Raw genomic sequence first — 24,637 nt, 5'->3', positions numbered from 1 at the left:
GCGGGACGCAAACAAGTGTGGCTTATGTAGCCGGCCGTTCAAAGTCTTGCGCTGTGCTTTGAAAATCCTTAGCCCATATGACGGATATGCCAGGCACGGCGCGACCAGTGCACCACGTAATGCAAGCCGCTCGCCACACAGAGCACGGCTACGGACCAGGCGAGGATCGGAAAACGTGGTAACGAATGATCTGCGAGGGCAAGCAGCGCGGCGAGCAGATAGATGATCTGCATCAGTGTGCAGGCCTTGGATAGCAGACTGGGTTGCGGCTGGATCCGGCCCACCTGCCAGCGCCACAGCAAAGCGCCGAAAGCGATCACCAGGTCGCGCCCGCAAACAATACCCGTCAACCAAAGCGGCGCATGGCCAAGCCACGCCAACAGGACGAAACAGGTGATCAGCAAGAGCTTGTCGGCGATGGCATCGAGCATGCCGCCAAGCCGGCTTTGCCACCCATAGCGGCGGGCCAGAAAGCCGTCGACGCCGTCCGATACGCCGGCTATCGCAACCAGGCTCAAGGCAACCGGCCAACGTCCCTGCAGCAAGGTCCAACCAATCGGTACGACCAACAGTACTCGCAACATCGAAATCGCGTTGGGAAGGTGTCTCCAACGGGACTGTGAGGCAGCAAGCATCGCAGCTCAGTGGAGCCAGCGCAGACTTACATCCGCGCCGTCGTGCGAACTGCCCTGGATGAGCCGGCCGCCAGCGGCCAGATTCGCCGCCAAATCATCCAGCGGCATTCCCGCTTTCACGGATAACAGCACGCCGTCGTCCTGTGCACCCAGGGTATAAACACGCTGCACCGACGGATCAGCCTGCAAGGTTGCCATCAGGTTGGCGTAGTCCTGCGCAGAATGCAGGCCAGTGATCCAGAACTTTCCATCGACCTGGGTGGCGCCGATCACATTAAGGGCCTGGCTGAGGCGATCGGTGGCGTTATTGCCGGCATCGGCAAACAGGTCACCCTGATTGCCGGCCTGCGCGCTCCAATGCTGCGCCTGGCCGCCACTGATCAGCGTCCAGTCCGCGCCATTCGCATGCAACTTGCCCATCAGCACAAGCCCCGTGTGATACAGCCGGCTGATGGCCGACAACGCGGCGGGATCGGCCGAAGCCAATTTGCCTAGATCGGGCAGCTGCGAAGGATCCGCATAGCTCACTTGATAGCCGCCTTTGCCGGCCGCTGCGGCGAGCGCGCCGAGATCGTTCTGGCCCAGTACATGCCCATCACTGCCCTGCACAATGAGCAACAGCGGCGGTTTCACGCCTGCTGCGGTGGCGCCGAGTTGCGTCACTAGCCGCTGAACGGCCCCTTGGTCGAAGGTAACCGAGAGGGCGAGGGCCGGAGGACTGCCGCCATCCCGCTGATATTGAAATTGCTGCACGATGCCCGCGGCGTTTTGCACGGCTTCTGCATAACCGGGCTTGCTGCTCAAGTCCTGGCCGCCAGACACTCGCACCAATACCTGGCCCAGCGCGGTCTGGAATGCCTGGTTGCGTTGGGCTGCGCTGGTATCCGTTACCGGCACCACCACACTGTATGGCGAGGCCGTCTGCGCAAAAGCCTTTCCAGGCAAGCCCATGAGGGGGCCAAGCAGCAAAAGGGCGGCGATCAGCAGGCGTGGAAGACGCATGGGCGGTCATATTCAGCTTCGGGGATCGAACGGAAGTCTGCCCAATCCGACCCCTAACGTCTATCATTAGGGATGCTCTGATCCCTTCTGTGTACGTGCCGTGTGCATGATTTGCGCGTAGATCACTTGGGCGCCGCAACGGCTGGCTAGCCTGCGGCGACCGAAACATGACGCGCAAAATGGCGTTGAGGACGCTTGCATGGAGAGCGGTCAGCCCACCCCTTTCCTTATCTTCGAAGAGCCAGGTTGGCCATGTCCGACGCCCTCACCTACCGCGCCGCAGGCGTGGATATCGATGCCGGCAATGCCGTGGTCGAACGTATCAAGCCGCTGGTCAAGCGCACTTTTCGCCCGGAAGTGATGGGTGGACTGGGTGGCTTCGGCGGGTTGTTCAATCTCGGTACGCGCTTCAAGGAGCCGGTATTGGTTTCCGGTACCGACGGCGTTGGCACCAAGCTCAAGCTGGCGCAGCAACTGAAACGACACGAGACCATCGGCATCGACTTGGTTGCCATGTGCGTCAACGACGTGCTGGTGCAAGGCGCCGAACCGCTGTTCTTCCTGGACTACTTCGCCACCGGCAAATTGGATGTGGACACCACGGTGGCCGTGGTCGGTGGCATCGCCAAAGGATGTGAACTGGCCGGCTGCGCGCTGATCGGCGGTGAAACCGCCGAGATGCCCGATATGTATCCGCCGGGTGAATACGATCTCGCCGGCTTTACTGTGGGTGCGGTAGAGAAGGATGCGTTGCTGAGCGGTGCGGATATCGTGGCCGGCGACGTGGTGCTCGGCGTAGCTTCGTCCGGCCCGCACTCGAATGGTTATTCGCTGATCCGCAAAATCGTGGAGCGTGCGGGCAGCCCGCTGGACCTCGATCTCGGCGGCGTGACGTTGGCCGACGCACTAATGGCCCCCACGGTCATCTATGTAAAACCGATGCTGGCCCTGCTCAAAACGCTGCCCTTGCATGGCATGGCACATATCACCGGCGGCGGCTTGAAAGAAAACATCATTCGCGTCGTGCCGGATGGCCTCGGCCTGCACCTGGATGCATCTGCCCTGGCTTTGCCGCCAGTGTTCGACTGGCTAATGCGCGAAGGCAATGTGCCACGGGAGGAGATGTGGCGCACGTTCAATTGCGGAGTGGGCTTTACCCTTCTGCTGCCTCGCGACGCGGTAGACGCCGCGTCGGCCTTGTTGGCCAAGCACGATCTCAAGAGCTGGGTGATCGGCGAAGTGGTACCCGCACGCGACGATGAACGCGTGCATATCGGCTAGGGCCTGAAGCAGCCGTTCTTCCGCACCGAGGCCTGGATAAAACGTTTCGTTGCGGATTGCCACGGAATAACAGCATCGCAAGATGCTTTCGCCGCGCCAGCAGGATGTTCCTGAGCAGCGCCATTGATCACACCTTTGCACAAACGCCATGGCCGCACCTCTTCGCATCGCCATTCTCGCTTCCGGTCGCGGCAGCAATTTCGCCGCACTTTTGGCGGCGCGCGACCACGGGGACTTGCCAGTCGAGTTTGCGCTGGTCGCCAGCGACAAAGCCGATGCACCCGTGCTGCAGCTAGCGCAAGCTGCAGGCATACCCACGGCCGTACTCGATCCGCGCGATTACCGCGACCGTCGCGATTACGACTTCGCCCTGTTCGATCGCCTCGCCGCGAGCAAGGCGGATCTGCTGGTGCTTGCAGGTTTCATGCGCATCATTGACGGTGATGCCTTGCGGCCGTGGGCGGGGCGGATGATCAACATCCATCCGTCGTTGCTGCCCAAGTACCGCGGGCTGCATACCCATCGGCGCGCATTGAAGGCAGGCGACACTGAGCATGGCGCCAGCGTGCATTACGTCACGGCCGAACTCGACGGGGGGCCCGTTATTGCCCAGACAACGTTGACCATCGACACCGACGACAACGAAAACACGTTGGCCGCGCGACTGTTGCCGCTGGAACATCAACTGCTTCCGGCCGTCGTCGCGCTGATCGCCGCCGGCCGACTGAAGCTGGATGATGCAGGAGTGAGCTACGACGACGAGCCGCTCCGCAAACCCTTGCGATACCAGAACGGACAACTCGTTCGCTGAGGGCAAGCCGTCTCCGATTGCAATCAGACGTTCAGGATATACGCGTACACTGCCGCCTATGCATACACGACTCTTCCGCCCTCTTCTTGCTGGCCTCGCGCTGGCCGTTTCTACCTCCGCCGCGTTTGCTGCGTCGCTCACGCCCTTCACCGCGACCTACCAGGTTTCGCGCGATGGGGAAGCGATGGGTGAGGCCACGATTACTCTGAAATCGCTCGGCAACGGTGAGTACGAATACAGCAACCAGATTCGCGGCACATCCGGCCTGGCCGCCATGCTCGGCGCAAATTCCAGTGACGTCACTCGCTTCCGCTGGAATGATCATGCGCCGGAAACCGAAACTTACACATCCAAAGTGACTGCGCTGAAAACCAAGCAACGCCTCATGAAGGTGAACTGGAATACCAGGCAAGTCAGCGTGGATGAGGGCAAGAGCGTCGACAACTATGCTGCGGTTCCGGGCATGGTCGACCGCAACACGATGTCGTTTGCGCTGGGTTTGGCCCTGCGTGGCGGCAATCAAAGCGTAACGCTGCCGGTAGGCGTCAAGCAGCGCGTGGAACAGCAACAGTACAAGGTGCAGGGTACCGAATCGGTCAAAGTGCCGGCAGGCAGCTTCCAGGCCGAACGTGTTACCCGTACCGATTCGGACAAGCACTTTGATGCGTGGTACGTGCCGAAGCAGTTCCCTCTTCCGGTCAAGCTGGCGCAAAGTGAGGGCGGTGATTTGACCCTCCAACTGGTGCATTACGGCACACCATAACCTGGACCCTCAACCCGGCCGAACTCCTCGAAAAAAGCTTGTTATCCCCGCGAATGCGGGGATTCATCCTTTGCCTGCTCTTGCGATCAGACGAATGACGATGTTGCGTCGGGGAAAACAACACCCGGTGCAATTACGTCGGTAGACGGCGGATCTTCGCACCGAGTGTGCTGAGCTTTTCCTCGATGTTCTCGTAACCGCGATCGATGTGATACACGCGGTCGACCGTGGTATCGCCCTGGGCAACCAGGCCTGCCAGCACCAAGCATGCGGACGCACGTAGATCCGTGGCCATGATTGGTGCGCCGCTCATCTTGTCGACGCCCTGGATGATGGCCGTGTTGCCCTCAAGGCGGATATCCGCCCCCAGTCGCTGCAATTCGTGCGCGTGCATGAACCGGTTTTCGAAAACGGTTTCGGTGATGATGCCCACGCCGTCCGCCACGCAATTGAGCGCCGTGAACTGCGCCTGCATGTCGGTGGGAAAAGCCGGATACGGTGCGGTGGTGATATTCACTGCCTTCGGACGGCGGCCCTGCATGTCCAGCTCGATCCAATCCGGCCCGGTGGCAATGTGCGCCCCTGCTTCTTCCAGCTTTACCAACACCGCATCAAGCGTATTGGCGCGCGCGTTGCGAGCACGCACCTTGCCGCCCGTCATCGCCGCCCCTACCAGGAAAGTGCCAGTTTCGATGCGATCGGGCAGCACCTCATAGGAAGCGCCGTGCAGTCGTTCGACACCATGGATCACCATGGTGGAAGTGCCCGCCCCCTCGATCTGCGCGCCCATGGCGTTGAGGCAGTTGGCCAGGTCCACCACTTCCGGCTCCTGGGCCGCGTTGTCGATGATGCTGGTACCGGAAGCCAGCACGGCGGCCATCATCACGTTCTCTGTGCCAGTGACGGTCACCATGTCCATCACGATGTGCGCGCCTTTCAGGCGCTTGGCGCGAGCCTTGATGTAGCCATTCTCGACTTCGATGTCTGCGCCCAGTGCCTGCAGACCGCGTATATGCTGATCCACCGGACGCGAGCCGATCTGGCAGCCACCCGGCAGTGAGACCTCGGCCTGTCCGAAGCGGGCCACCAGCGGCCCCAGCACCAGGATCGAGGCCCGCATGGTTTTCACCAATTCATAAGGGGCGAAGTAGCGGTCGGTAGAACGCGGGTCCACCTGGATCTTCATGCGATCGTCCAGCACCAGCTGCACACCCATCTGGCCCAGTAGCTCCATGGTGGTCGTGACATCGTGCAGGTGCGGCACATTGCTGATCGTCACGGGCTCGTCGGCCAGCAGACAAGACGCGAGAATCGGCAACACGGCGTTCTTGGCGCCGGAAATACCCACTTCACCGCGTAGCGGCTCACCGCCGCTGATCAGAATTTTGGCCATCGGTATTCCTTGAAGAAAGCGAAAGGCCGGCGAGGGCTGCAGCGCATCAGCGGCGACCAGCAGCTTCTTCCGGCGTCAGGGTCTTGAGCGCGAGCGCATGGATGGCGCCCCCCATCAGGTCACCCAAAGTGGCGTACACGAGACGATGGCGTGCAAGAGGCAGCTTGCCTGCGAACTGCTCGGCTACGACTTCTGCCTCGAAGTGCACGCCGTCGTCGCCCTGCACGTTCACCTGTGCACCGGGCAGGCCCGTTTCGATCATTGCCTGGATGCTGGCTGCGTCCATGAATTGTCCACTGCGTCGATTGCCTGAACGCCGGCTGCCGGGCAATGCGGGGCGAGCCATTGGCGTCAGGCATCAAGATAGAATGCGAATATGCCATGTTAATGGAAATCTGCTGTCGCAGAAACGACAACCTGTGTTGGCTCCCCTGCCCAACCTGCCTCGAGGACGCATGAACGCCCCCATCGCCAAAGCCAAGTCCACCCGCATGGATGCCGCCGCCATCGTGCGCAGCGCGCGCACCGTCATCGCCACTGAAGCAGCAGCCATCCGGGCGCTGGAGCCGCGCATCGACCAGGCCTTCGTCGATGCCTGCCGGTTGGTTCTTGGCTGCAAGGGACGCGTGGTCGTGACCGGCATGGGCAAGTCCGGCCATGTGGGACGCAAGATTGCAGCCACCCTGGCGTCTACGGGCACACCGGCCTTTTTCGTTCATCCGGGTGAAGCCAGCCACGGTGACCTGGGCATGATCCTGCCGCAGGATGTGGTACTGGCGCTGTCGAACTCCGGCGAGACGGATGAAATCCTCTTTATCCTCCCAGTCATCAAGCGCCAGGGTATTCCGCTGATCGCCATTACCGGCAATCCGGATTCCTCGCTTGCCGGCCAGGCCGATGTGCATCTGGACGCGGGCATTTCCGCCGAAGCGTGCCCGCTGGGCTTGGCTCCTACGGCCAGCACGACGGCCGCCCTTGTGATGGGGGACGCCCTGGCCATTGCCCTGCTCGAAGCACGCGGGTTTACCTCCGAGGACTTCGCGCGTTCCCATCCGGCGGGAAGCCTGGGGCGCCGATTGCTGCTGCACATCAGCGATGTGATGCATACCGGTTCCGGAGTGCCGATGGTTTCCCCCGACGCCTCCCTGACCGAAGCACTGATGGAAATGACCCGCAAACATTTGGGCATGACTGCCGTCGTCGATCACGAGCAGCATCTGCTGGGCGTGTTCACCGACGGTGACTTGCGTCGCGCGCTGGACGATGACGGCGTCGACCTGCGCAATGCCCGGGTTTGCGATCTGATGACCCGTGGCCCGAAGATCATCGGCGCAGACAAACTTGCCATTGAAGCGGCCCAGCTGATGGAGAAATACCAGATTCACGCCTTGCTGGTGATCGACGAAGCGCAACGCGTCGTAGGTGCCCTGAACATTCACGACCTGCTGCGCGCACGCGTGGTCTGACGGAAACTTTTTCTCCATGGATTACTTTTCCCATCTGTCCGCCGATGTGCTCGCCCGTGCCGCCCGCATCCGCCTTGCTGTTTTCGATGTGGACGGCACACTCACCGATGGCCGCCTCTGGTATAGCGAAAGCGGCCATGAAACCAAGGTGTTCCACGTCCATGACGGCCTCGGCCTGAAGCGCTTGCAGGCACACGGCGTGCAGGTAGGCATCATCAGCGCACGCATCAGCCATCCCGTCGCCTTGCGCGCGGAAGAATTGGATATCACGCACGTCTACCAAGGCCAAGCCGACAAGCGCGAATGCCTGCGCCAGATCCTGGAAGCCTTGAACCTCCAACCGGAAGAAGCTGCTTTTGTTGGTGACGATCTACCCGATTTGCCGCCCATGAGCGAAGTCGGCCTTGCCGTGGCCGTCGCCAATGCCCATCCGTGGGTAGCGCAGCGGGCTCATTGGCAGACTCGCCTGGGTGGCGGCATGGGAGCAGTGCGCGAAGTGTGCGACCTCATCCTGCATGCACAGGGCAAGACGACAGCGGAACAGGAGCATTGGCGGTGAATGTTCGCCAATACCTTCGCGAAAACCGCACCAGCGTGGCGATTGTCCTGTTGGCAATCGCCGCACCTGCAAGCTGGATGCTGCAACGATGGGTGGTCGGTGCACCGCCGGTCAACGACTTCATCGGGCCGCCCATTTCCGATTACGTGCTCTACAACGCGAAAGTGTGGAGTTACGACGTGACCGGCCTGTTGAACTTCACCATGAAAGCGCCACGCATGGATCGCCGCGCGGGCGATGAGTCGCTTTACATCAATGCCCCGATTTTCCAGATCATGTCGAAAAAACCCGGTGTTCCGGATTGGTACGGCAACGCGCCATTCGGATGGGTCAACAAGGCGGGCACCCTGATGCGCCTGGACGGTGCGGTCTATATGTACCGTCCTGCCTATGCGCAAAGTCCCATGGCAACATTGCACACCTCGAACGTCACGGGCTGGCCAAAGGAGAACCGCATGGAGACGGCGGACCCGGCCAGGATGACCCAGGGCCAGAGCGTAATGAACGGCGTTGGCATGCGCGCCAACCTCAACGATAACCACTTGGAGCTGCTCCATGACGTGCACGGCATCCTGTATCCGCGCCAGAAAAATGCTACGACTCAGCCTGCTGGTCACGGGGCTGCTGCTCCTGCAACCGGCGCTGGCAAGGCAGGATGACCGCAACCAGCCCATCCATGTGGTACATGCCGACAGTATGGACGGCTACAACGAGCCGAACTCCGTCAGCACCTTTACGGGCAATGTGCTCATTACCCAGGGCACGATGAAGCTGACTGGCCAAGTCGCAAAAATCTATACGGCCAAGGAAGACACCTCGGTCGACCACATCATCGTGACTGGCACGCCGAAAAAGCAGCCGCATATCGAACAGATCGATGACAACGGCAATCTGATGACGGGCGATGCCGACCAGCTCTATTACGACAACGTCAACGGGATCGCGATCCTCACCGGTCACGCCGTCGTGCATCAGCAAAACAAGGGCGAAACGCATGGCGCCAAGCTCACCTACAACACACAAACCGGCTATATGGTCGGGGAGAGCGGCAATGCCGGCCCCGTCACCATGACTTTCCTGCCGAAACAGAAGCCATTGCCGCCGCCCAAGCACGGCGCCTCAACCAGCCAACCTGCGACGTCCTCGCCATCGAAGCCGGCAGGTAATTCCGCACCGGCCACCAAGCCGTCGTCCTCATCCAGTTCCAGCACGCCGGCCTCCGCGAGCAGCGCGCCGAGCAAGGGATAACCATTACACATGCTTTCCGCAGAAGGCCTGCAAAAGAGTTTCCGCGCACGACAGGTGGTGCGCGATTTCGCATTTTCGATCCGCCAAGGCGAGGTTGTAGGTCTACTTGGCCCCAATGGCGCAGGGAAAACCACCTGCTTTTACATGATCGTCGGCCTGATCGAGGCTGATGGGGGTGCCATCAAGCTCGATAAACAAGACATCACCGGATTGCCCATGCATGCCCGCGCCAAGCTTGGCATCGGCTACCTTCCGCAGGAGGCATCCGTGTTTCGTCGGCTCAGCGTCGCCGACAACATCATGGCGGTGCTGGAATTGCGTGAGGGTCTGGATCAGCGCAAGCGCGATGCAGAGCTGGAAAGCCTGCTGGACGAGCTGAAGATTTCCCACATCGCCAGCCAGAAGGGCATCAGCTTGTCCGGCGGTGAACGTCGTCGCGTGGAAATCGCCCGCGCACTGGCCGCACAACCACGCTACATGCTTCTGGACGAACCGTTCGCCGGCGTGGACCCGATCTCCGTCGGCGAGATCCAGCGCATCGTGCGCCACCTCAAGGAACGTGGCATCGGCGTGCTGATCACCGATCACAATGTGCGTGAAACGCTCGGCATCTGCGACCGCGCCTATATCATGAACGAAGGGGAAGTCCTTTCGCGCGGCACGCCGGCGCATATCCTGGCTGACGAAAAAGTGCGCGAGGTCTATTTGGGCCGGGAATTCCGCCTGTAATGCCCTGAAGCCTGCCCGACAGCTCCGCCATCCACATGGGAGCACTCGGACCACAGTAGCGCAAGGCGGATAAAGTCCATGCGCAACCACATGACACCATGGGTCCACGGGCAAACAAGCCGCGCCATCAGCAAGCGCCGGACAGGTTACGCGCAGATGTCGGACAGGCTTTTAACGTTACGCCAAGGCAGGCTACTGTTGCGCTGATTCACATCCCTGTGCGCAGCAAACCCTGAAGCCCTTCGCAGCTATGGCCGACGCATCAGCGAAGGGTTAGGATGAAGCCATCTTGACCCCTTTGGCAGGCATGAAACCAGGGCTTCAATTCCGTCTCAATCAACAGCTGGCTCTCACGCCTCAATTGCAGCAAGCCATTCGTCTGTTGCAGTTGTCGCAATTGGAGCTGGCTGCAGAGTTGCGTCAACTTGCCGAGAGCAACCCGCTGCTCGAGTTTGCCGAAGATGCGGGCACGGAACAGGACGAAACTGAAAACGATGACGAATTCGAAAACGAATTCGATGCATCCGTTTCGGCAAGCAGCACTTCCGCATCCGGCAGCGACAGCAATGATGAAGCGCCCGAGTGGACCGAAGCTGAAATCAGTTCCGATGAGCCGATAGATTTTTCTTCCAGCAATGGCAGTGGCAGTAGCAGCAGCGCAAACCACCGCGACGATGAAGGCATGGAGCCGCAAAGCGCCGCACCGGAATCGCTGCAAGAACATCTGATGTGGCAGCTCAACCTGACACCCATGGAGCCGCGCGCCAAGGCCATCGCTACCGTACTCATCGACGCGTTGAATACTGATGGATACTTGGCTGAAGGCGTGGAGGCAGTATTGGCCGCCCTGTCACCGCATCTGAAGGCCACGCCCGACGAGGTTGAAACAGTACGCCGGCAGTTGCAGCGTTTTGATCCCGCTGGCGTAGGCAGCATTGACCTGCCCGATTGCCTGCGCGCGCAGCTCGAACAGTTCGATGCGAGTACGCCTTATCGCGACCTGGCACTGCGCATCGTGGAAAGCGAGCTGGAGCTGCTGGCGCGCAACGACATGGCCAAGCTCGCCCGTCGCCTCCATGTAAGTGAAGAAGATGTTACCGGTGCAGCGATACTGATCCGCAGCCTCGATCCGCGGCCTGGTGCGGCCCTCGACACCACACCCGTTGAATACGTGGCACCGGATGTCTACGCGCGCAAGGATGGCACGCGCTGGCGCGTTTTCCTGAACCCGGATAGCCAACCCAAGCTCAGCCTCAACCAGCATTACTGCAATCTGATTGCACAAGCACGCAGTGATGATGCAAGCTGGATGCGCGGACAATTGCAAGAGGCGCGCTGGCTCATTAAAAGTTTGGAGTCGCGTGCCGAAACACTATTGAAAGTCGCCGAAGCGATCGTACGGCGACAGAGCGCTTTTCTGGATTACGGTCCGGAAGCGATGCAGCCACTGGTGCTGCGCGAAGTTGCTGAGGAGGTAGGTATGCACGAATCAACGATTTCACGTGTAACCACTCGCAAGTACATCCACACACCACGCGGCACTTACGAACTGAAGTATTTCTTTTCCAGTGGCGTTTCCACCGAAGACGGTGGAAGCGCCTCTGCTACCGCCATCCAGGCCATGCTTCGCAAGCTGGTGGATGGCGAAGATCCCCGCAAGCCGCTGTCCGATCAGGCCCTCGCCGAGGAACTCCGCAACAAGGGCATTCAGGTAGCCCGACGCACTGTTGCGAAATATCGAGAGATTCTGCGCATTCCCAGTTCGAGCGAGCGTCAGCGCAATAGCTGAATCTGTACGCCGAAAATCTCTGCGGGAACTTGCAGCTTGACGGAGCAATCCCATATTCAACAACAAGGTCTAGCTTCACGATGCAACGATCGTTTCACGGCGATCCGCGCATCGATCAACGCCGCCGCTGGCGGCCAGCTCTTGAAGGAGGCGCACCATGCAATTCCAACTCAGTGGTCAAAAGATCGATGTCACCCCAGCTCTTCGCAGTCACGTCACTGCCAAGCTCGATCGATTGACTCGCCTCGACGACCGTATTGTCAGCCTTAACGTCGTGCTCTCGGTCGACAAGCTTCAGCAATGTGCCGAGGGAACCATCAACGTAGCCGGTAATACGCTGCACGCCGAGGCCACCGAGAACGATATGTACGCCTCCATCGACGTCATGTTCGACAAACTCGTCAACCAGCTCCGCCGCTATCGCGAAAAACTGTGTGACAAACACCAGCGCGAAGTGCGCGAAATTCGCCAATACGGCTGAGCATCATTCGATATGGCCTCTCTCCTTCGCGGGAGAGGGGCCAAGCTCGGCCCAAGCCAGAATGCCCCTTCGAATCCCCCTTTCTTCAGCCGAGAGGGAGCCAGAAACGCAAAACTGGCACAATGTTCCTGCCGCCGCCCCCAGTAAGGCAGCCCCGCGGCAAAAGGAACATCCTTGGAACGGCTTACCGCACGACAACTCTTCGACGATATTCATGAGCGCATGGCGCTGCGATGGGTCGCCGGCATGCGTGGTGAAACGCGCCTGCTGGAATACGGCTCGACGCGAGCCAGACGCCCTTCGCTCGTGGGTTATCTCAACGTCATTTATCCCAACAAGATCCAAATTGTCGGTACTGAAGAACTGAGCTACCTTGACGGTCTGGATTCCCGTCAGCGATGGGAAGTGATCCACAAGGCGGCAGCCACCCAGCCGGTAGCATTCATCGTTACCAAGGATCAGACCATTCCCGCTGACTTACGGGAAGTGGCGGAAGAAACCGATACACCACTATGGATCAGCGCCAAGCGCGGGCACGAGCTGCTCACCTGGATGCAATACCACTTGGCGCGCACCATGGCGCCACGTCTTACGCTGCATGGTGTGCTGCTGGAGGTGTTCTCCATCGGTGTTCTGATCACCGGTGAAGCCGGTTCCGGTAAAAGCGAGCTGGCGCTGGAGCTCATCAGCCGCGGGCATCGGCTGGTCGCCGACGATGCTCCCGAATTCACGCTGATCGCGCCCGATGTCATCGACGGTGCTTGCCCCGAGCTATTACAGGATCTGCTCGAAGTGCGTGGCCTGGGCGTACTCAACGTACGCGAGATGTTCGGCCATACCTCGGTCAAAACCTCCAAATACTTGCGACTGGTTATTCATCTCAAGCCATTGCGCGACGGCGACAATACCGACGCCCTCACGCGCCTCACCGGAGACGTGGGCCACCGCGAAATCTTCGATGTACAGGTGCCGATGATCACACTGCCCGTCGCACCAGGCCGCAACTTGGCCGTACTGGTGGAAGCTGCCGTGCGCAGCCATATGCTCAAGAGCAAGGGCATCGATCCCGCGCAGAGTTTCATGGATCGGCAGGCCCATCAGATGCGCCGGCTCCCTCCGTGGTGATCTCATGAATGAATCCAAAGGAATGCTTCCATCCGACGATCCGAACGCCTTGCACCTGGTCGTACTGACAGGCATGTCGGGCGGCGGTAAAACCGTTGCATTGCGTGCCTTGGAAGACCTGGAATTCTATTGCGTCGACAACCTCCCTAGCGCATTGCTGCCGCAACTGGTCGAAGCGGCCACGCGCGGCGACAGCCATCGTCGACGGATCGCCGTCGGCGTGGACGTGCGCAATCGCGATGAAGATTTTCAGCACATGCCGCAGGTGCTGTCGGCACTCGCCGCTACCGTGCATGTGCATCTGATCTTTCTGGATTGCAGCGATGCTGTCCTCATGAAGCGTTTCTCGGAAACCCGTCGCAGGCATCCGCTTGCCGTGCGCGGGATGTCGCTCGCCGACGCCATTGCAGAAGAGCGCAGGTTGCTGCGGCCCTTGATGGCTATTGCCGAACGGGTCATCGATTCCAGCGAACTGAACGTACATCAGCTGCGCCGTTTGATCGCCACCGGTTATGCGCAAACCACGGCCGGCCTTACGCTGATGTTTCAATCGTTCGCTTTTCGGCGCGGCCTGCCCCTGGATTCCGATTTCGTCTTCGACGCCCGTTGTCTTCCCAATCCTCATTGGGAGCCGACACTGCGCCCGCTTTCGGGCAAGGACGGCGCCGTCCGGGAATACCTCGAGCAAAAGCCCGAGGTCGCCGAATACGTTGCCGATACCACACGCTGGCTGGACACGTGGCTTCCCCGTTTCGAAGCCGATGACCGCAGCTATGTCACCATCTCCATCGGTTGCACCGGCGGCCGGCATCGGTCGGTCTACCTGGTCGAGAAACTTGCCGCGCACTATCGCGCTACCCGCGAAGGCGTTCTGACTTTCCATCGCGAACTTGAGTGATCCCTATGTTGTCTTTAACGAACCAAGCTGAAGCCGTGTCATGAGCGTCGGTGTCATGCTGATGACCCACGAGTCGGTTGGCCAGGCGCTGGTAAAGGCGGCCCGTCACGTGTTGCCCAAGCTGCCGTTGCGGGTAGCTACCGTGGAAGTACCGGCCCGTGCCGATCCGGACGTCATGCGCGAATTGACTGCCAAGCACGCACGCGAACTGGATCACGGTGACGGCGTATTGGTGCTGGCCGATCTGTACGGCGCGACGCCGTGCAATATCGGTTTATCGCTGAGTACGGTGGGCGTAAGGTTGCGCTGCGTATCGGGACTGAATTTGCCCATGCTGTTGCGCGTGCTCAATTACGCCGACAAGCCGCTGGATGAACTTGCAGAAATAGCGGCCAGTGGCGGTCGCGGGGGAATCTTCATCGATCATGCTTGAAAAAGAGATTGTGGTCTCCAACAAACTGGGCTTGCACGCGCGCGCTTCGGCCAAGCTGGTGCAGCTCGTACAAGGCTTCAAATCAACCGTGTGGTTGGTCAGCAAAGGACGCGAAGTGAATGCGCAAAGCATCATGGGCGTCATGATGCTGGCGGCGGGCATCGGCACATCTCTCACTGTGCGCACCGAGGGGCCTGACGAATCGGCGGCGCTTGATGCTGTCGTGAATCTGTTCGATCGCAAATTCGACGAAGGGGCCTGATGATGCAGGGAACGAGGAACAAGAAATGGAAAATATTCTGTCTGCGGCGCGACAGGCGCACGCAAGCTGTCTGCATCTATCGTTCTTTATTCCCTGTTGTCCTTGAATCCGCCCAGGAGCGCGCATGAGGCAAATTCTGGCAGGCACCATGGCTTCTCGTGGCATGACGCTCGGCCGTGCCCGCCTGGTCCAGCCTAGCCGTTATCTGGTCGATACACGTCCGCTGACTGAGGAAGAAATTCCCTCGGAACTCGAACGCCTGCATGCAGCACTGGAAACCGCGCGGCAGGAATTGCACGAACTGCGCGGCAAATTGCATGGTGCCTTGGCGCGCGAGGTGAACGAATTCATCGATGCGCACAGCCTGTTGCTCGATGACGCGGAATTGCTGCGCGGACTCGATGAGATGATCACCATCGGCCACTATCGTGCCGGCGCCGCACTGAAGAAACAGCGCGATCGTCTTGCCGGTGTATTCAGCGCCATGGACGACGCCTATCTGCGCAGTCGCATGGAAGATGTCGACCAGGTGATCAGCCGCGTCATTTCCGCCCTGCAACGGCAAACCAGTGCTGAAGAGCGCAAGCTTGCCGCTCGCGTCGGCGAAATCCTGGTGGCGGATACGATCGCTCCTGCGGACATGGCGCACCTTGCCGACCATGGTTTGCTCGGTGTCATCACCAGTTCCGGAAGCCCGTACTCCCATAGTGCGATCCTGGCGCGCAGCCTCAACCTGCCGATGCTGGTCGGTACGCGCGACGCGCTGTCGACGATCCACGATGACGACTTGATCCTGCTCGACACGGAGCATGGCGAAGCCATTCTGCACCCCACGGCGCAGGATCTCGCCTGCTACCGTGCCTGGCAACGCGAGGCGGCCCAGGAGGGACGCCGGCTGGCCAGCCTCGCCAATGCACCGACACGCACGCGTGACGGCGTTGCGGTGCATCTGCTGGCCAATGCAGAATCGCCCAGCGATGTAGCACTCGCTCGCGCACGCGGCGCCGATGGCATCGGCCTGTATCGCACCGAGTTCCTGTTTCTACGCCATAAAGGCTTGCCGTCGGAAGACGAACAGTTCAACGCTTATCGCGATGTCGTACTTGGCATGGGTGGCGCACCCGTCACCATTCGCACCCTGGATCTCGGCGCCGACAAAGCCGATGCTGCCGGCCTGGTGATTCGCGGCGAAGAAAATCCGGCGCTGGGCGTACGCGGGGTTCGACTTTCACTGCGCCATCCGGCGGTATTCACTACGCAGATTCGCGCCATCTTGCGCGCCGCCTGCTATGGGCCGGTACGCGTACTGGTGCCGATGGTCACGCAGCCGGACGAACTGATCGCCGTGCGCACGCTGTTCAAGCTGGCGCGCCAGGAGCTCAAGCGCGAGAACATCGACCTGCCGGAAAAACTCGCCCTGGGCGCGATGATCGAAGTGCCTGCTGCGGCTATCAACGTGCGGGCGCTGCTTGAACATGCCGACTTCCTCGCCATCGGCACCAACGACCTTGCTCAGTATGTGCTCGCTGCCGACCGTGGCAACGATGCGCTGGAAAATATCTATAACCCGCTGCAGCCTGCTCTGCTACGCCTGATATCCCATGTCATTTCAGCGGGACGCCGTGCAGGCAAGCCCGTCAGCCTATGTGGGGAAATCGGTGGCGACGTGAATTTCACCGCCTTGCTGCTGGCCCTGGGGCTTTGCGAATTCAGCATGCATCCCAGCCGCATCTTGCATGTGCGTGACCGCCTTGCTGGCCTGGATCATTCCCTGCTTCGCTATCATGCCCCCCGCCTTATCCGGGCGCACACGCATGAAGAAGCAGAATCCCTGCTCGCGGCTATTACCGACCGCTGCAAGCAGCTTTGAGCGCCCCGGCATCACACTCCTGACACACATTTACGACGCCGTTCCATCGCAGAAAACAACGCGATTCCGGCTATACGGAATGCAGAAACGCCTCAAGCGCCGCGCCACGATACTTTTCCCTATGCAGCAGGATTGAAAGCCTGCGCCCCAGATCCAGGAAGGGGGTCTTGAGTGCCACGAGGCGTCCCGCCGCCACCGCATCCGTCACCGCCACTTCCGGCAGGCAAGCAATGCCCAAACCCGCCGTGACGGCCTGTTTGATCGCTTCGATCTGATCCAGCTCCATCACCGTCTCGCCAGCTGGCAACTGAGCGAGAGCTCGTTCGCTAGTGGCCCGCGTGGCGGAACCCGGCTCGCGCAAGATCCAGCGCGCACCAGCGAAATGCTCGGGTTTCAGTCCTCGTTTCTTACTCAAAGGATGGTCCGGCGGAGCGCACACCACCAGCATGTCATCCCGCCAAGGCCGCAATTCGAGTAATGGGTGCGTGACCGGCCCCTCTACACAGCCCACATCCAGGCTGTGGTCGAGCACAGCCGCGGCAATGTCGCCGGTATTGCCTACTCGCAGGCGGATCGCGACATGAGGATGGGCTCGGGCGAAACCACCCAACAATTCACCCACCCGGTAATTGCCGACGGTATTGCTCGCGCCGACGCGAAGATCCCCCGCCAGCATCGCCGTCGTGCCGGTCGCGCGACGTCCGAATTCGGCATGACGCTCCAATAGCTCCTGGGCCAGAGGCAGTAGCTCGCGCCCGCGTGCGTTCAATTGCAGCCTCCCGCGTTCGCGATCGAACACCGGCGCGTCCAGCTGCCGCTCCATCTCGGCCAACGCCATGCTCGCAGCCGGCTGAGTGAGATGCAGACGCTCGGCAGCTGCACGCACGCTCCCCAACAGGGCGATCTGGACGAACACATCAAGTTGTCGCAGGCTGACGTTCAGCATCAGTCTATCTTATACACCTCATTAGATATTTCAAATTTTCCTAATAGATGGCGAAGCAGACAATAGGGCTATCCCAGGAATCGCCGCTATGAATGCCATCCCTCTCACCCCCTCCACAACCAGCCTGCGCTCACGCGCATCGGGCTTATTGCTGGCCCTATGCATCGCCCTGCTGGCATGGGGGCTTGGGCATGCTGTCCCACTGATCGGCGGCCCAGTTTTCGGCATCGTGATTGGCATCGCAGTGCGCAATTTGTTCTCGCCCCGGGAGAGCTTTACGCCCGGCATTCAATTCGCGAGCAAACAGATCCTGCAATGGTCGATCATCGCCCTCGGCTTTGGCTTGAGCCTTACCCAAGTTGCGAAGACCGGCCTGGAATCCCTCTCCGTCACGCTGGTCACCATGACCACGGCATTCGTCACCGCGCTGGTGCTGGGACGCCTGATGAAGGTCCACGACAAGCTACAGGTGCTGATCGGCGTGGGTACGGCAATCTGCGGCGGGTCAGCTATTGCCGCGGTAACGCCTATCATCAAGCCGGACGATCACGACACCGCCTTTGCCATCTCGACGATTTTCTTGTTCAACATCGTCGCGGTCTTGCTGTTTCCGCTGCTCGGCCACGCATTGCATCTGTCCGATCTCGGCTTTGGATTGTGGGCAGGCACGGCCATCAACGATACGTCATCCGTGGTTGCTGCCGGCTATAGCTACAGCACCGCCGCTGGCGATTACGCCACCATCGTCAAGCTCACGCGCGCCACGCTGATCATTCCCATCTGCCTGGTCCTGGCCATCCTCGTTGCAATGCGCGAGAAGCGTGCGGCCAAGCATGCCGGCATCACCAGCGATTTCAGCCTGCGCCAGATCTTCCCCTGGTTCATCCTGTGGTTCCTGGTGGCATCCGCCATCCGCACGACAGGTTTTGTACCGGCGGTAGCTTTGCCACCGATTCATCTGGCCGCGGAGTTCATGATCATCGTTGCGCTGACCGCGATCGGTCTTTCAGCCAACCTGCGCAAGATGGCCTCCACCGGCGTGCGGCCGATTTTGCTCGGCCTGGGTGTATGGGCTGCGGTATCTGTCAGCAGCTTGCTGGTGCAATGGGTGATCGGGCAGCTTTGAGGCTGCCACTTCCGCGCGCAAGACGAAACCTCAACGGCCCTGCTCCGCCAGCGTCAAAGCCACTTTGTCACGCAAGTACACCGGCAGCGCATGCTCCGGCGCCACCGCACGACCGGCCTTGAATTCACGCACCGCCAGCGTTGCCACATGACGCGCCTGCGGGTAACAGGCCCCATCCGCCGAACGTGGCTCCTTTCCAAGACGGCCGCGTAACGCCTCCTGATAGGTGGCCCAACCGGTGCCGACCACGTTCCATGCCGCAACCTGCGGCAAGACCAGTGCATAGGGGGCGCACACGCGCTCCTCATCTAACGCGACCACAAGACCCTCTTCGTCACGACGGTAGCTGGCCGCATAAATCTCACCCATTCGCGCATCGATCACGGCCAGGATCGCCGCGTCCTCTTCTGGCGCTTCCAGCGCCAACGCTGCCAACGAGGAAATGGTCACCACCGGCAGATCCAGCGCCATCGCCATCCCCTGCGCCAGCGAAACGGCCAAACGTACGCCGGTGAAAGCGCCCGGACCACGCCCCACGGCAATACCATCCAGCGCATGTTTGCCGATGCCGGCCTCTGCCAGCAGCTCATCCGCCATCGGCAATACGCGCTCGGCGTGACGGCGCGGTGCCAGTTCCGAGCGGGCGATGATGGTTTCCCCATGCACCAGGGCAACAGAGCAGGCTTCGGTAGCGGTTTCGAGGGCTAGCAAGTTCATCAAGCCATTCTCGCACAGGCACAGCGCGCGCTTTGGCAGGTCCAAGGCCTGCCCTTACAATGCGTTCTTTGTGCCCTATCCACGCGTGTCGCTTACGGCGCGCCAATGTGAGTCCCCGATGGAAAAGAGTTTCGAGCCCCGTCCGATCGAGTCGAAATGGTATGCGCGCTGGGAGACGAGCGGCGTATTCCATCCATCCGGACATGGCGAGCCCTATTGCATCCTGTTGCCGCCGCCGAACGTCACCGGCACGCTGCACATGGGTCATGCGTTCCAGCAAACCGTGATGGACTTGCTGATCCGTTATCAGCGCATGCGCGGCATGAATACGCTGTGGCAGGTCGGCACCGATCACGCCGGCATTGCCACGCAAAAAATCGTGGAGAACCAGCTCGCTGTCGAAAACAAGAGCCGTCACGACCTGGGACGCGAACCCTTCGTCGAACGCGTGTGGCAGTGGAAGGAAGAGTCCGGCTCCACCATCACCAACCAGATGCGCCGCCTGGGCGTTGCCGCCGACTGGTCGCGCGAACGCTTCACCATGGACGAAGGCCTGTCCGCCGCCGTGCGCAAAGTGTTCGTGGAGTGGTATCGCGCTGGCTTGATCTATCGCGGCAATCGCCTGGTGAACTGGGATCCGGTGCTGGGTACGGCCGTATCCGATCTCGAGGTGAACAATGTCGAACGCGACGGGCATATGTGGTCGATCCTGTATCCATTCACCGATCAGACCTTGCGCGGACCGGATGGCAAACGTGGGCTAGTCGTCGCCACCACGCGCCCGGAAACCATGCTCGGCGACGTTGCCGTCGCCGTGCATCCGGAAGACGAACGCTATCAGCACCTGATCGGCAAGACGCTGACGCTGCCGCTCACGGGCCGCCCGATCCCCGTGATCGCAGACGACTACGTCGATCGCGAATTCGGCACCGGCTGCGTAAAGATCACCCCGGCGCACGACTTCAACGACTACGCCATCGGAAAGCGGCACAACCTAAGACCCATCACAATCTTTACCCTTGATGCAAAGATCATCGACGAGTTCAGTTGGAAACAGCGTCGACTGAAAGAGAATCCACAATCTCCAATTTTAACCGTTGAGAAAGATGCGTTGCCGTACGACCTTCGTATCCCTGACAACTACTGGGGCATGGATCGCTACGACGCACGCAAAGCCGTACTCGCCGACCTCGATGCCGCCGGCCTGCTCGTCGAAACCAAACCGCACAAACTGCAGGTACCGGTAAGCCAGCGTTCGGATGCGGTGATCGAGCCGATGCTCACCGACCAATGGTTTGTCGATCTCACCAACGACACACAACCGGACGGACGCCCAGGCGGTCGCAAGGCGATCACCGAACCCGCGCTCGATGCGGTGCGCTCCGGCGCCGTCAAGTTCGTACCGGAAAACTGGACCACCACCTACACACAATGGCTGGACAACATCCAGGACTGGTGCATCAGTCGCCAGCTTTGGTGGGGCCATCGCATTCCGGCGTGGTACGACGAAGCCGGCAACATCTTCGTCGGCGAAGACGAAGCTGATGCACGCAAGCATGCGTCTACCGCTCCCGTGGGCAGCTTGAAGCAAGACGAAGACGTACTCGATACCTGGTTCAGCTCCGCGCTGTGGCCGTTCTCTACCCTCGGCTGGCCTGCCAGCGGGCCGATCAAGAACGAGCGCGGCGAGATCGTCGCCCACTGGGAACAGGACAAGATCTTCCTACCCAGCGCCGTGCTGGTCACTGGCTTCGACATCATCTTCTTCTGGGTTGCACGCATGGTGATGGCAACCTTGTACTTCACCGGCAAGGTGCCGTTCCGCGAGGTGTACATCAACGCCATCGTGCGCGATGCGGAAGGCCAGAAGATGTCCAAATCCAAGGGCAATACGCTGGATCCGCTGGACCTGATCGACGGCATCGAGCTGGAGCCGCTGGTGAACAAATCCACCAAGTCCCTGCTGATTCCGCAGGTCCGCGAGAAAGTCGAAAAACGCATCCGCAAGGACTATCCCAACGGCATCCCCGCCATTGGCACCGACGCGCTGCGTTTTACCTTTACGGCGCTGGCCAGCTATAGCCGCACGATCAATTTCGATATCAAGCGCGCGGAAGGCTACAAAGCGTTCTGCAACAAGTTGTGGAATGCTGCGCGATTCGTGCTGATGAACTTGCCGGAAGGCGAATTGGCCGCACCGGCAGGCCAAGCCGTCACCGAAGCGGAACGCTGGATTCTCACGCGGCTCAAGCAAACGCTCGCCGACGTAGACCAGCACTTCGTCACCTATCGCTTCGATCTGTTGGCGCAAGCGCTATACGAATTCGTGTGGAACGAATACTGCGATTGGTTCCTGGAACTGTCCAAGCCTGCTTTGAGTGGCGATGACGCAAGCGCCGCCGCGTCGACCCGGCATACTTTGCTGGTGGTGCTGGAAACGGTGCTGCGCGCACTGCATCCGATCATTCCATTCATCACCGAAGAAATCTGGCAATCGGTGGCGCCGAAGCTTGGCATCCGCGCTGATAGCATTCTGCAGCGTTCGTGGCCGGATGCCTCCAGGCTGGAAGCGGATCAAGCGGCCACTGCGGAAATCGAATGGTTCAAGAACGTGCTCAGCGGCATTCGCCGCATTCGCGCGGAAATGAACATCGCTCCCGGCAAGACCATTCCATTGCTGTTTGCCGATGGCGACGCCAACGATCGCGCACGCATTGCCAAATTCGCTACGCAGATCAGCTTTCTTGCACGCGTGGAAGCACCGCAATGGATTGCATCCGGCGCCGATGAACCCGCTGCGGCAGCCGCCGTGGTCGGCTCCTTGCGTGTTCTCATTCCGTTGGCAGGCCTGATCGATCTCACTGCAGAAAAGGCGCGGCTCGCCAAGGAAATCGCACGCATCGAAAGCGAGATCAAGAAGTGCGAGAGCAAGCTCGGCAACGCCAACTTCGTTGCGAACGCACCGGCCGACGTGGTCGCACAGGAACGCCAGCGCATCACCGACTGGGGCACACAGCGCAACGCCCTACGCGAGCAGATGCAGAAACTGGGCTGAGCACGCCATCACCTCCCTCTCTCTTCGGGGAGGGGTCAAGGTGGCAGGAAACCGGGCTTATGAGAGCCCCTCGAACTCCAGCGCCATCACGATGGCATCCTCGCGTCCATTATGTGCCGGGTAATAGCGCGGACGCCGGCCGATTTCGCGAAAACCCAGCGAAAGATACAAAGCCTGCGCATTCGGATTGGAGGGCCGCACTTCCAGAAACACGCGCACTGCACCGTTCCAGCGCGCAATATCCAGCAACCGGCGCATCAGATGGCGGCCAAACCCACGACCGCGCTGCTCAGGCGCGATACAGACGTTGAGCACATGCGCCTCGCCTGCACCTACCGACAGGATGCCGTAACCGATGATCTCGCCGTCCATGCACAGCACCCACGAAGGATGGCCGGCTTTCAGACAATCCCCGAAGATGCCCAACGTCCATGGAAAATCGTACGAGGCATTCTCGATCATGTTCACCCGCGGCATGTCTTCACGCCGCATCGCGCGCATCTCCAGCGATGGGCGCGCCACGGCGACCATCACGCCACCCTGCCAGCCGTCAGTGCCCGGCGCATGCTACGCAGTGCCTGCCACAAACGACGCTTTGATGCAGCCTGCGCCAGGATCTCGGATGGCGCATCCGCCAGCACGATGTGTGCATCGCGCATGACGTCCGCCGGCAGCACACGTCCGAGCGCATGTGCTTGGGCCTGGCCGAAGACCAGGTAGGCCCGGGCGCGAGGAACTTTCATGGCATCCGTATCGGAGGCTTCAATGCGTGGCGCCCGAGCCAGCGACGGACCGAAGGCGTTCAGTGCGCGCCCTAGCAAATCGAGTTCGCGCACCGCACATCCTGGTGGCAGTACCACCACAGCGATGGCAGCGCCGGTGGACTCCGACACTGGAACAAGAGCTTCGACCTGCATGTCCACTGCCGCGACAGGCAACTCGCGCCGACGCCATGGCACTACGCCCAGCGCCCGCAACACACGGGCACGATGCGCAGCGCTGGCAACCGGTACGTTCATGGCACGCCGCGCCGTGGACGTTTGCGGTGCGCCGCCAATCCCCACAGCGTTACCACCGGACCCGACAACAGATACAGCGAAAACACCACCAGCAACACTCGTGGCGGATCGACGAAGAAAGGCACCAGGATCAGCACGCCGATCAGGATCCACAGAAATGGCACCTTGTCACCCATCGGCAGTGACTTGAAGCTGTAATAGCGGAAGCGGCTCACCATCAACAAGCCGACGACAACCGCCATAACCGGGGTGAACATATTCAGTTCGTCACCAGGAATACCGAAGTTGTCCATGCTCCATACGAACGACATGCATACCGCCGCGGCGGCGGGGCTCGCCAGCCCCTGGAAATAGCGTTTATCGATGACACCCACCTGGGTATTGAAGCGAGCCAGGCGCAGAGCCGCGCATACCGCATAGATGAACGCCGCGGCCCAGCCGATCTTGCCCCACAACGGCCCATACTCACGCAGGCTCGACAACGACCAGTTGTACATCACCAGCGACGGCGCCAGGCCGAAACTCAGCAGATCGGACAGCGAATCGTATTGCACGCCGAACTCGCTCTGTGTGTTGGTCAGGCGCGCAACGCGGCCATCCATGCCGTCCAGCAGGGCCGCCACGAACACGGCGATGGCAGCATCCGTGAAACGGCCGCCGATACTGACTACGATGGCGTAGAAACCAGCGAACATGGCGCCGGTAGTAAACAGGTTCGGCAGCAGATAAATACCGGGATGCCTCGGCGCCCGGACTGGTGTCGTGTCGCTCATGAATCCATCCGTGACGGGATAGGTGCAGTGTAGCAGGGAGCCGGTAACAGCCTCGACGGCCGACCTGCCTGAAGGGTTCAACGGGAACGTGCCAGAAAGCACGTTATCGGTACTCGGCGCACTCCTGCGCTTGAGTCCTGGCTGCGCCGGTTGTTAACTAGGGCCTGTTTACACTACTGGCGTGGCACGCGTTGCCGTTGCGTAGCCGTCAGGTGGTAGTGCGTGGCGCAGGCCTGGCTGGCTGCCAGGTCAAGCC

26 protein-coding genes are annotated in these 24,637 nt (G+C 60.6%); 17 read left to right on the top strand and 9 right to left on the bottom strand.

Annotated features, from left to right (window positions below; translation table 11 throughout):
- Nucleotides 1-68: 68 nt before the first annotated feature.
- On the bottom strand, nt 69-635 hold the full coding sequence (locus tag AC4HNJ_RS00130) for a CDP-alcohol phosphatidyltransferase family protein (RefSeq protein ID WP_490477512.1): 567 nt from the start codon (nt 633-635) through the stop codon (nt 69-71).
- Nucleotides 636-641: 6 nt separating this feature from the next.
- Entirely contained in the window at nt 642-1,637 is a 996-nt protein-coding gene (locus AC4HNJ_RS00125; RefSeq protein ID WP_490477511.1) for a DUF8605 domain-containing protein, read from the bottom strand.
- Nucleotides 1,638-1,889: 252 nt separating this feature from the next.
- On the opposite strand from AC4HNJ_RS00125, the gene purM reads away from it, so the two are divergent.
- The 3 genes from purM (at nt 1,890) to AC4HNJ_RS00110 (ending at nt 4,492) form a co-directional block, all read left to right on the top strand.
- Complete coding sequence (gene purM, locus AC4HNJ_RS00120) at nt 1,890-2,918, top strand: phosphoribosylformylglycinamidine cyclo-ligase (RefSeq protein WP_490477510.1); 1,029 nt, start codon at nt 1,890-1,892, stop codon at nt 2,916-2,918.
- Between the two features lie 148 nt (nt 2,919-3,066).
- Nucleotides 3,067-3,729 (top strand): phosphoribosylglycinamide formyltransferase, encoded by a 663-nt coding sequence (gene purN, locus AC4HNJ_RS00115; protein ID WP_490477509.1) that lies wholly within the window; start codon nt 3,067-3,069, stop codon nt 3,727-3,729.
- Nucleotides 3,730-3,787: 58 nt separating this feature from the next.
- Entirely contained in the window at nt 3,788-4,492 is a 705-nt protein-coding gene (locus tag AC4HNJ_RS00110) for a DUF3108 domain-containing protein (RefSeq protein WP_490477508.1), read from the top strand.
- 133 nt (nt 4,493-4,625) lie between these two features.
- Here AC4HNJ_RS00110 and murA read toward each other — a convergent pair whose 3' ends face one another.
- Together murA and AC4HNJ_RS00100 are read right to left on the bottom strand one after the other, a co-directional pair.
- The gene (murA, locus tag AC4HNJ_RS00105; RefSeq protein WP_490477507.1) at nt 4,626-5,885 is read right to left on the bottom strand and encodes a UDP-N-acetylglucosamine 1-carboxyvinyltransferase; all 1,260 of its coding nucleotides are present in this window, start codon (nt 5,883-5,885) and stop codon (nt 4,626-4,628) included.
- A 46-nt stretch (nt 5,886-5,931) separates the two neighbouring features.
- On the bottom strand, nt 5,932-6,171 hold the full coding sequence (locus tag AC4HNJ_RS00100; protein ID WP_490477506.1) for a BolA family protein: 240 nt from the start codon (nt 6,169-6,171) through the stop codon (nt 5,932-5,934).
- Nucleotides 6,172-6,340: 169 nt separating this feature from the next.
- Here AC4HNJ_RS00100 and AC4HNJ_RS00095 point away from each other — a divergent pair, with 169 nt between their 5' ends.
- The 12 genes from AC4HNJ_RS00095 to ptsP all read left to right on the top strand — a co-directional run bounded on the left by AC4HNJ_RS00095 (nt 6,341) and on the right by ptsP (nt 16,745).
- On the top strand, nt 6,341-7,351 hold the full coding sequence (locus AC4HNJ_RS00095) for a KpsF/GutQ family sugar-phosphate isomerase (RefSeq protein ID WP_490477505.1): 1,011 nt from the start codon (nt 6,341-6,343) through the stop codon (nt 7,349-7,351).
- Nucleotides 7,352-7,367: 16 nt separating this feature from the next.
- Nucleotides 7,368-7,910 carry a KdsC family phosphatase gene (locus AC4HNJ_RS00090; protein WP_490477504.1) on the top strand — a complete coding sequence of 181 codons (543 nt, stop codon included), beginning with the start codon at nt 7,368-7,370 and terminating at the stop codon, nt 7,908-7,910.
- The gene (gene lptC, locus AC4HNJ_RS00085; RefSeq protein WP_490477503.1) at nt 7,907-8,569 is read left to right on the top strand and encodes an LPS export ABC transporter periplasmic protein LptC; all 663 of its coding nucleotides are present in this window, start codon (nt 7,907-7,909) and stop codon (nt 8,567-8,569) included. The genes AC4HNJ_RS00090 and lptC overlap by 4 nt, the downstream gene beginning before the upstream one ends.
- Nucleotides 8,502-9,158 carry a lipopolysaccharide transport periplasmic protein LptA gene (gene lptA / locus AC4HNJ_RS00080; RefSeq protein ID WP_490477502.1) on the top strand — a complete coding sequence of 219 codons (657 nt, stop codon included), beginning with the start codon at nt 8,502-8,504 and terminating at the stop codon, nt 9,156-9,158. The genes lptC and lptA overlap by 68 nt, the downstream gene beginning before the upstream one ends.
- Before the next feature lie 9 nt (nt 9,159-9,167).
- The gene (lptB, locus tag AC4HNJ_RS00075) at nt 9,168-9,887 is read left to right on the top strand and encodes an LPS export ABC transporter ATP-binding protein (protein WP_490477501.1); all 720 of its coding nucleotides are present in this window, start codon (nt 9,168-9,170) and stop codon (nt 9,885-9,887) included.
- A 307-nt stretch (nt 9,888-10,194) separates the two neighbouring features.
- Nucleotides 10,195-11,676 (top strand): RNA polymerase factor sigma-54, encoded by a 1,482-nt coding sequence (locus AC4HNJ_RS00070; RefSeq protein WP_490478068.1) that lies wholly within the window; start codon nt 10,195-10,197, stop codon nt 11,674-11,676.
- A gap of 157 nt (nt 11,677-11,833) precedes the next feature.
- Nucleotides 11,834-12,157, top strand: a complete 324-nt coding sequence (hpf, locus tag AC4HNJ_RS00065; protein WP_490477500.1) for a ribosome hibernation-promoting factor, HPF/YfiA family — start codon at nt 11,834-11,836, stop codon at nt 12,155-12,157.
- A gap of 174 nt (nt 12,158-12,331) precedes the next feature.
- Nucleotides 12,332-13,282, top strand: coding sequence for an HPr(Ser) kinase/phosphatase (gene hprK, locus AC4HNJ_RS00060; RefSeq protein WP_490477499.1), 951 nt, complete (start codon nt 12,332-12,334; stop codon nt 13,280-13,282).
- A gap of 4 nt (nt 13,283-13,286) precedes the next feature.
- Nucleotides 13,287-14,180, top strand: a complete 894-nt coding sequence (gene rapZ, locus AC4HNJ_RS00055; protein ID WP_490477498.1) for an RNase adapter RapZ — start codon at nt 13,287-13,289, stop codon at nt 14,178-14,180.
- Nucleotides 14,181-14,220: 40 nt separating this feature from the next.
- Nucleotides 14,221-14,613: a PTS sugar transporter subunit IIA gene (locus tag AC4HNJ_RS00050; RefSeq protein WP_490477497.1), complete on the top strand. Its 393-nt coding sequence runs from the start codon at nt 14,221-14,223 to the stop codon at nt 14,611-14,613.
- Entirely contained in the window at nt 14,606-14,875 is a 270-nt protein-coding gene (locus tag AC4HNJ_RS00045) for an HPr family phosphocarrier protein (protein WP_490477496.1), read from the top strand. Before AC4HNJ_RS00050 ends, AC4HNJ_RS00045 begins: the two co-directional genes overlap by 8 nt.
- 124 nt (nt 14,876-14,999) lie before the next feature.
- Nucleotides 15,000-16,745 (top strand): phosphoenolpyruvate--protein phosphotransferase, encoded by a 1,746-nt coding sequence (ptsP, locus tag AC4HNJ_RS00040; RefSeq protein ID WP_490477495.1) that lies wholly within the window; start codon nt 15,000-15,002, stop codon nt 16,743-16,745.
- A gap of 70 nt (nt 16,746-16,815) precedes the next feature.
- Here ptsP and AC4HNJ_RS00035 read toward each other — a convergent pair whose 3' ends face one another.
- Nucleotides 16,816-17,691, bottom strand: a complete 876-nt coding sequence (locus AC4HNJ_RS00035) for a LysR family transcriptional regulator (RefSeq protein ID WP_490477494.1) — start codon at nt 17,689-17,691, stop codon at nt 16,816-16,818.
- 88 nt (nt 17,692-17,779) lie between these two features.
- Here AC4HNJ_RS00035 and AC4HNJ_RS00030 point away from each other — a divergent pair, with 88 nt between their 5' ends.
- Nucleotides 17,780-18,817 carry a YeiH family protein gene (locus AC4HNJ_RS00030; RefSeq protein WP_490477493.1) on the top strand — a complete coding sequence of 346 codons (1,038 nt, stop codon included), beginning with the start codon at nt 17,780-17,782 and terminating at the stop codon, nt 18,815-18,817.
- 30 nt (nt 18,818-18,847) lie between these two features.
- Here AC4HNJ_RS00030 and tsaB read toward each other — a convergent pair whose 3' ends face one another.
- Nucleotides 18,848-19,534, bottom strand: a complete 687-nt coding sequence (gene tsaB / locus AC4HNJ_RS00025) for a tRNA (adenosine(37)-N6)-threonylcarbamoyltransferase complex dimerization subunit type 1 TsaB (protein ID WP_490477492.1) — start codon at nt 19,532-19,534, stop codon at nt 18,848-18,850.
- 118 nt (nt 19,535-19,652) lie between these two features.
- Between tsaB and AC4HNJ_RS00020 the strand changes: the two genes are divergently transcribed.
- Nucleotides 19,653-22,589 carry a valine--tRNA ligase gene (locus tag AC4HNJ_RS00020; RefSeq protein ID WP_490477491.1) on the top strand — a complete coding sequence of 979 codons (2,937 nt, stop codon included), beginning with the start codon at nt 19,653-19,655 and terminating at the stop codon, nt 22,587-22,589.
- A 57-nt stretch (nt 22,590-22,646) separates the two neighbouring features.
- Here the strand turns inward: AC4HNJ_RS00020 and rimI are convergent, their stop codons facing one another.
- The 3 genes from rimI to pssA are packed head-to-tail and all read right to left on the bottom strand — an operon-like array spanning nt 22,647 to nt 24,381.
- Nucleotides 22,647-23,120, bottom strand: a complete 474-nt coding sequence (rimI, locus tag AC4HNJ_RS00015) for a ribosomal protein S18-alanine N-acetyltransferase (RefSeq protein ID WP_490478067.1) — start codon at nt 23,118-23,120, stop codon at nt 22,647-22,649.
- A complete protein-coding gene (locus AC4HNJ_RS00010) occupies nt 23,120-23,608 on the bottom strand; it encodes a hypothetical protein (protein WP_490477490.1) in 489 nt (162 codons plus the stop codon). The genes rimI and AC4HNJ_RS00010 overlap by 1 nt, the downstream gene beginning before the upstream one ends.
- Nucleotides 23,605-24,381, bottom strand: a complete 777-nt coding sequence (gene pssA / locus AC4HNJ_RS00005; protein ID WP_490477489.1) for a CDP-diacylglycerol--serine O-phosphatidyltransferase — start codon at nt 24,379-24,381, stop codon at nt 23,605-23,607. Before pssA ends, AC4HNJ_RS00010 begins: the two co-directional genes overlap by 4 nt.
- Between the last annotated feature and the right edge of the window lie 256 nt (nt 24,382-24,637).

Source organism: Dyella sp. SYSU CM1112 (assembly GCF_058216415.1).
This window is presented reverse-complemented; position numbering and strand designations above follow the sequence as displayed.

Coding starts and splice junctions, on each gene's coding strand:
- AC4HNJ_RS00050 (WP_490477497.1), top strand. CDS start 14,221: ATGAGCGTCGGTGTCATGCTGATGACCCACGAGTCGGTTGGCCAGGCG.
- AC4HNJ_RS00130 (WP_490477512.1), bottom strand. CDS start 635: ATGCTTGCTGCCTCACAGTCCCGTTGGAGACACCTTCCCAACGCGATT.
- lptB (WP_490477501.1), top strand. CDS start 9,168: ATGCTTTCCGCAGAAGGCCTGCAAAAGAGTTTCCGCGCACGACAGGTG.
- AC4HNJ_RS00045 (WP_490477496.1), top strand. CDS start 14,606: ATGCTTGAAAAAGAGATTGTGGTCTCCAACAAACTGGGCTTGCACGCG.
- AC4HNJ_RS00010 (WP_490477490.1), bottom strand. CDS start 23,608: ATGAACGTACCGGTTGCCAGCGCTGCGCATCGTGCCCGTGTGTTGCGG.
- tsaB (WP_490477492.1), bottom strand. CDS start 19,534: ATGAACTTGCTAGCCCTCGAAACCGCTACCGAAGCCTGCTCTGTTGCC.
- AC4HNJ_RS00030 (WP_490477493.1), top strand. CDS start 17,780: ATGAATGCCATCCCTCTCACCCCCTCCACAACCAGCCTGCGCTCACGC.
- pssA (WP_490477489.1), bottom strand. CDS start 24,381: ATGAGCGACACGACACCAGTCCGGGCGCCGAGGCATCCCGGTATTTAT.
- AC4HNJ_RS00100 (WP_490477506.1), bottom strand. CDS start 6,171: ATGGACGCAGCCAGCATCCAGGCAATGATCGAAACGGGCCTGCCCGGT.
- murA (WP_490477507.1), bottom strand. CDS start 5,885: ATGGCCAAAATTCTGATCAGCGGCGGTGAGCCGCTACGCGGTGAAGTG.
- AC4HNJ_RS00035 (WP_490477494.1), bottom strand. CDS start 17,691: ATGCTGAACGTCAGCCTGCGACAACTTGATGTGTTCGTCCAGATCGCC.
- purM (WP_490477510.1), top strand. CDS start 1,890: ATGTCCGACGCCCTCACCTACCGCGCCGCAGGCGTGGATATCGATGCC.
- ptsP (WP_490477495.1), top strand. CDS start 15,000: ATGAGGCAAATTCTGGCAGGCACCATGGCTTCTCGTGGCATGACGCTC.
- AC4HNJ_RS00110 (WP_490477508.1), top strand. CDS start 3,788: ATGCATACACGACTCTTCCGCCCTCTTCTTGCTGGCCTCGCGCTGGCC.
- rimI (WP_490478067.1), bottom strand. CDS start 23,120: ATGGTCGCCGTGGCGCGCCCATCGCTGGAGATGCGCGCGATGCGGCGT.
- AC4HNJ_RS00095 (WP_490477505.1), top strand. CDS start 6,341: ATGAACGCCCCCATCGCCAAAGCCAAGTCCACCCGCATGGATGCCGCC.
- AC4HNJ_RS00125 (WP_490477511.1), bottom strand. CDS start 1,637: ATGCGTCTTCCACGCCTGCTGATCGCCGCCCTTTTGCTGCTTGGCCCC.
- lptA (WP_490477502.1), top strand. CDS start 8,502: ATGCTACGACTCAGCCTGCTGGTCACGGGGCTGCTGCTCCTGCAACCG.
- AC4HNJ_RS00020 (WP_490477491.1), top strand. CDS start 19,653: ATGGAAAAGAGTTTCGAGCCCCGTCCGATCGAGTCGAAATGGTATGCG.
- AC4HNJ_RS00090 (WP_490477504.1), top strand. CDS start 7,368: ATGGATTACTTTTCCCATCTGTCCGCCGATGTGCTCGCCCGTGCCGCC.
- purN (WP_490477509.1), top strand. CDS start 3,067: ATGGCCGCACCTCTTCGCATCGCCATTCTCGCTTCCGGTCGCGGCAGC.
- rapZ (WP_490477498.1), top strand. CDS start 13,287: ATGAATGAATCCAAAGGAATGCTTCCATCCGACGATCCGAACGCCTTG.
- AC4HNJ_RS00070 (WP_490478068.1), top strand. CDS start 10,195: ATGAAACCAGGGCTTCAATTCCGTCTCAATCAACAGCTGGCTCTCACG.
- hpf (WP_490477500.1), top strand. CDS start 11,834: ATGCAATTCCAACTCAGTGGTCAAAAGATCGATGTCACCCCAGCTCTT.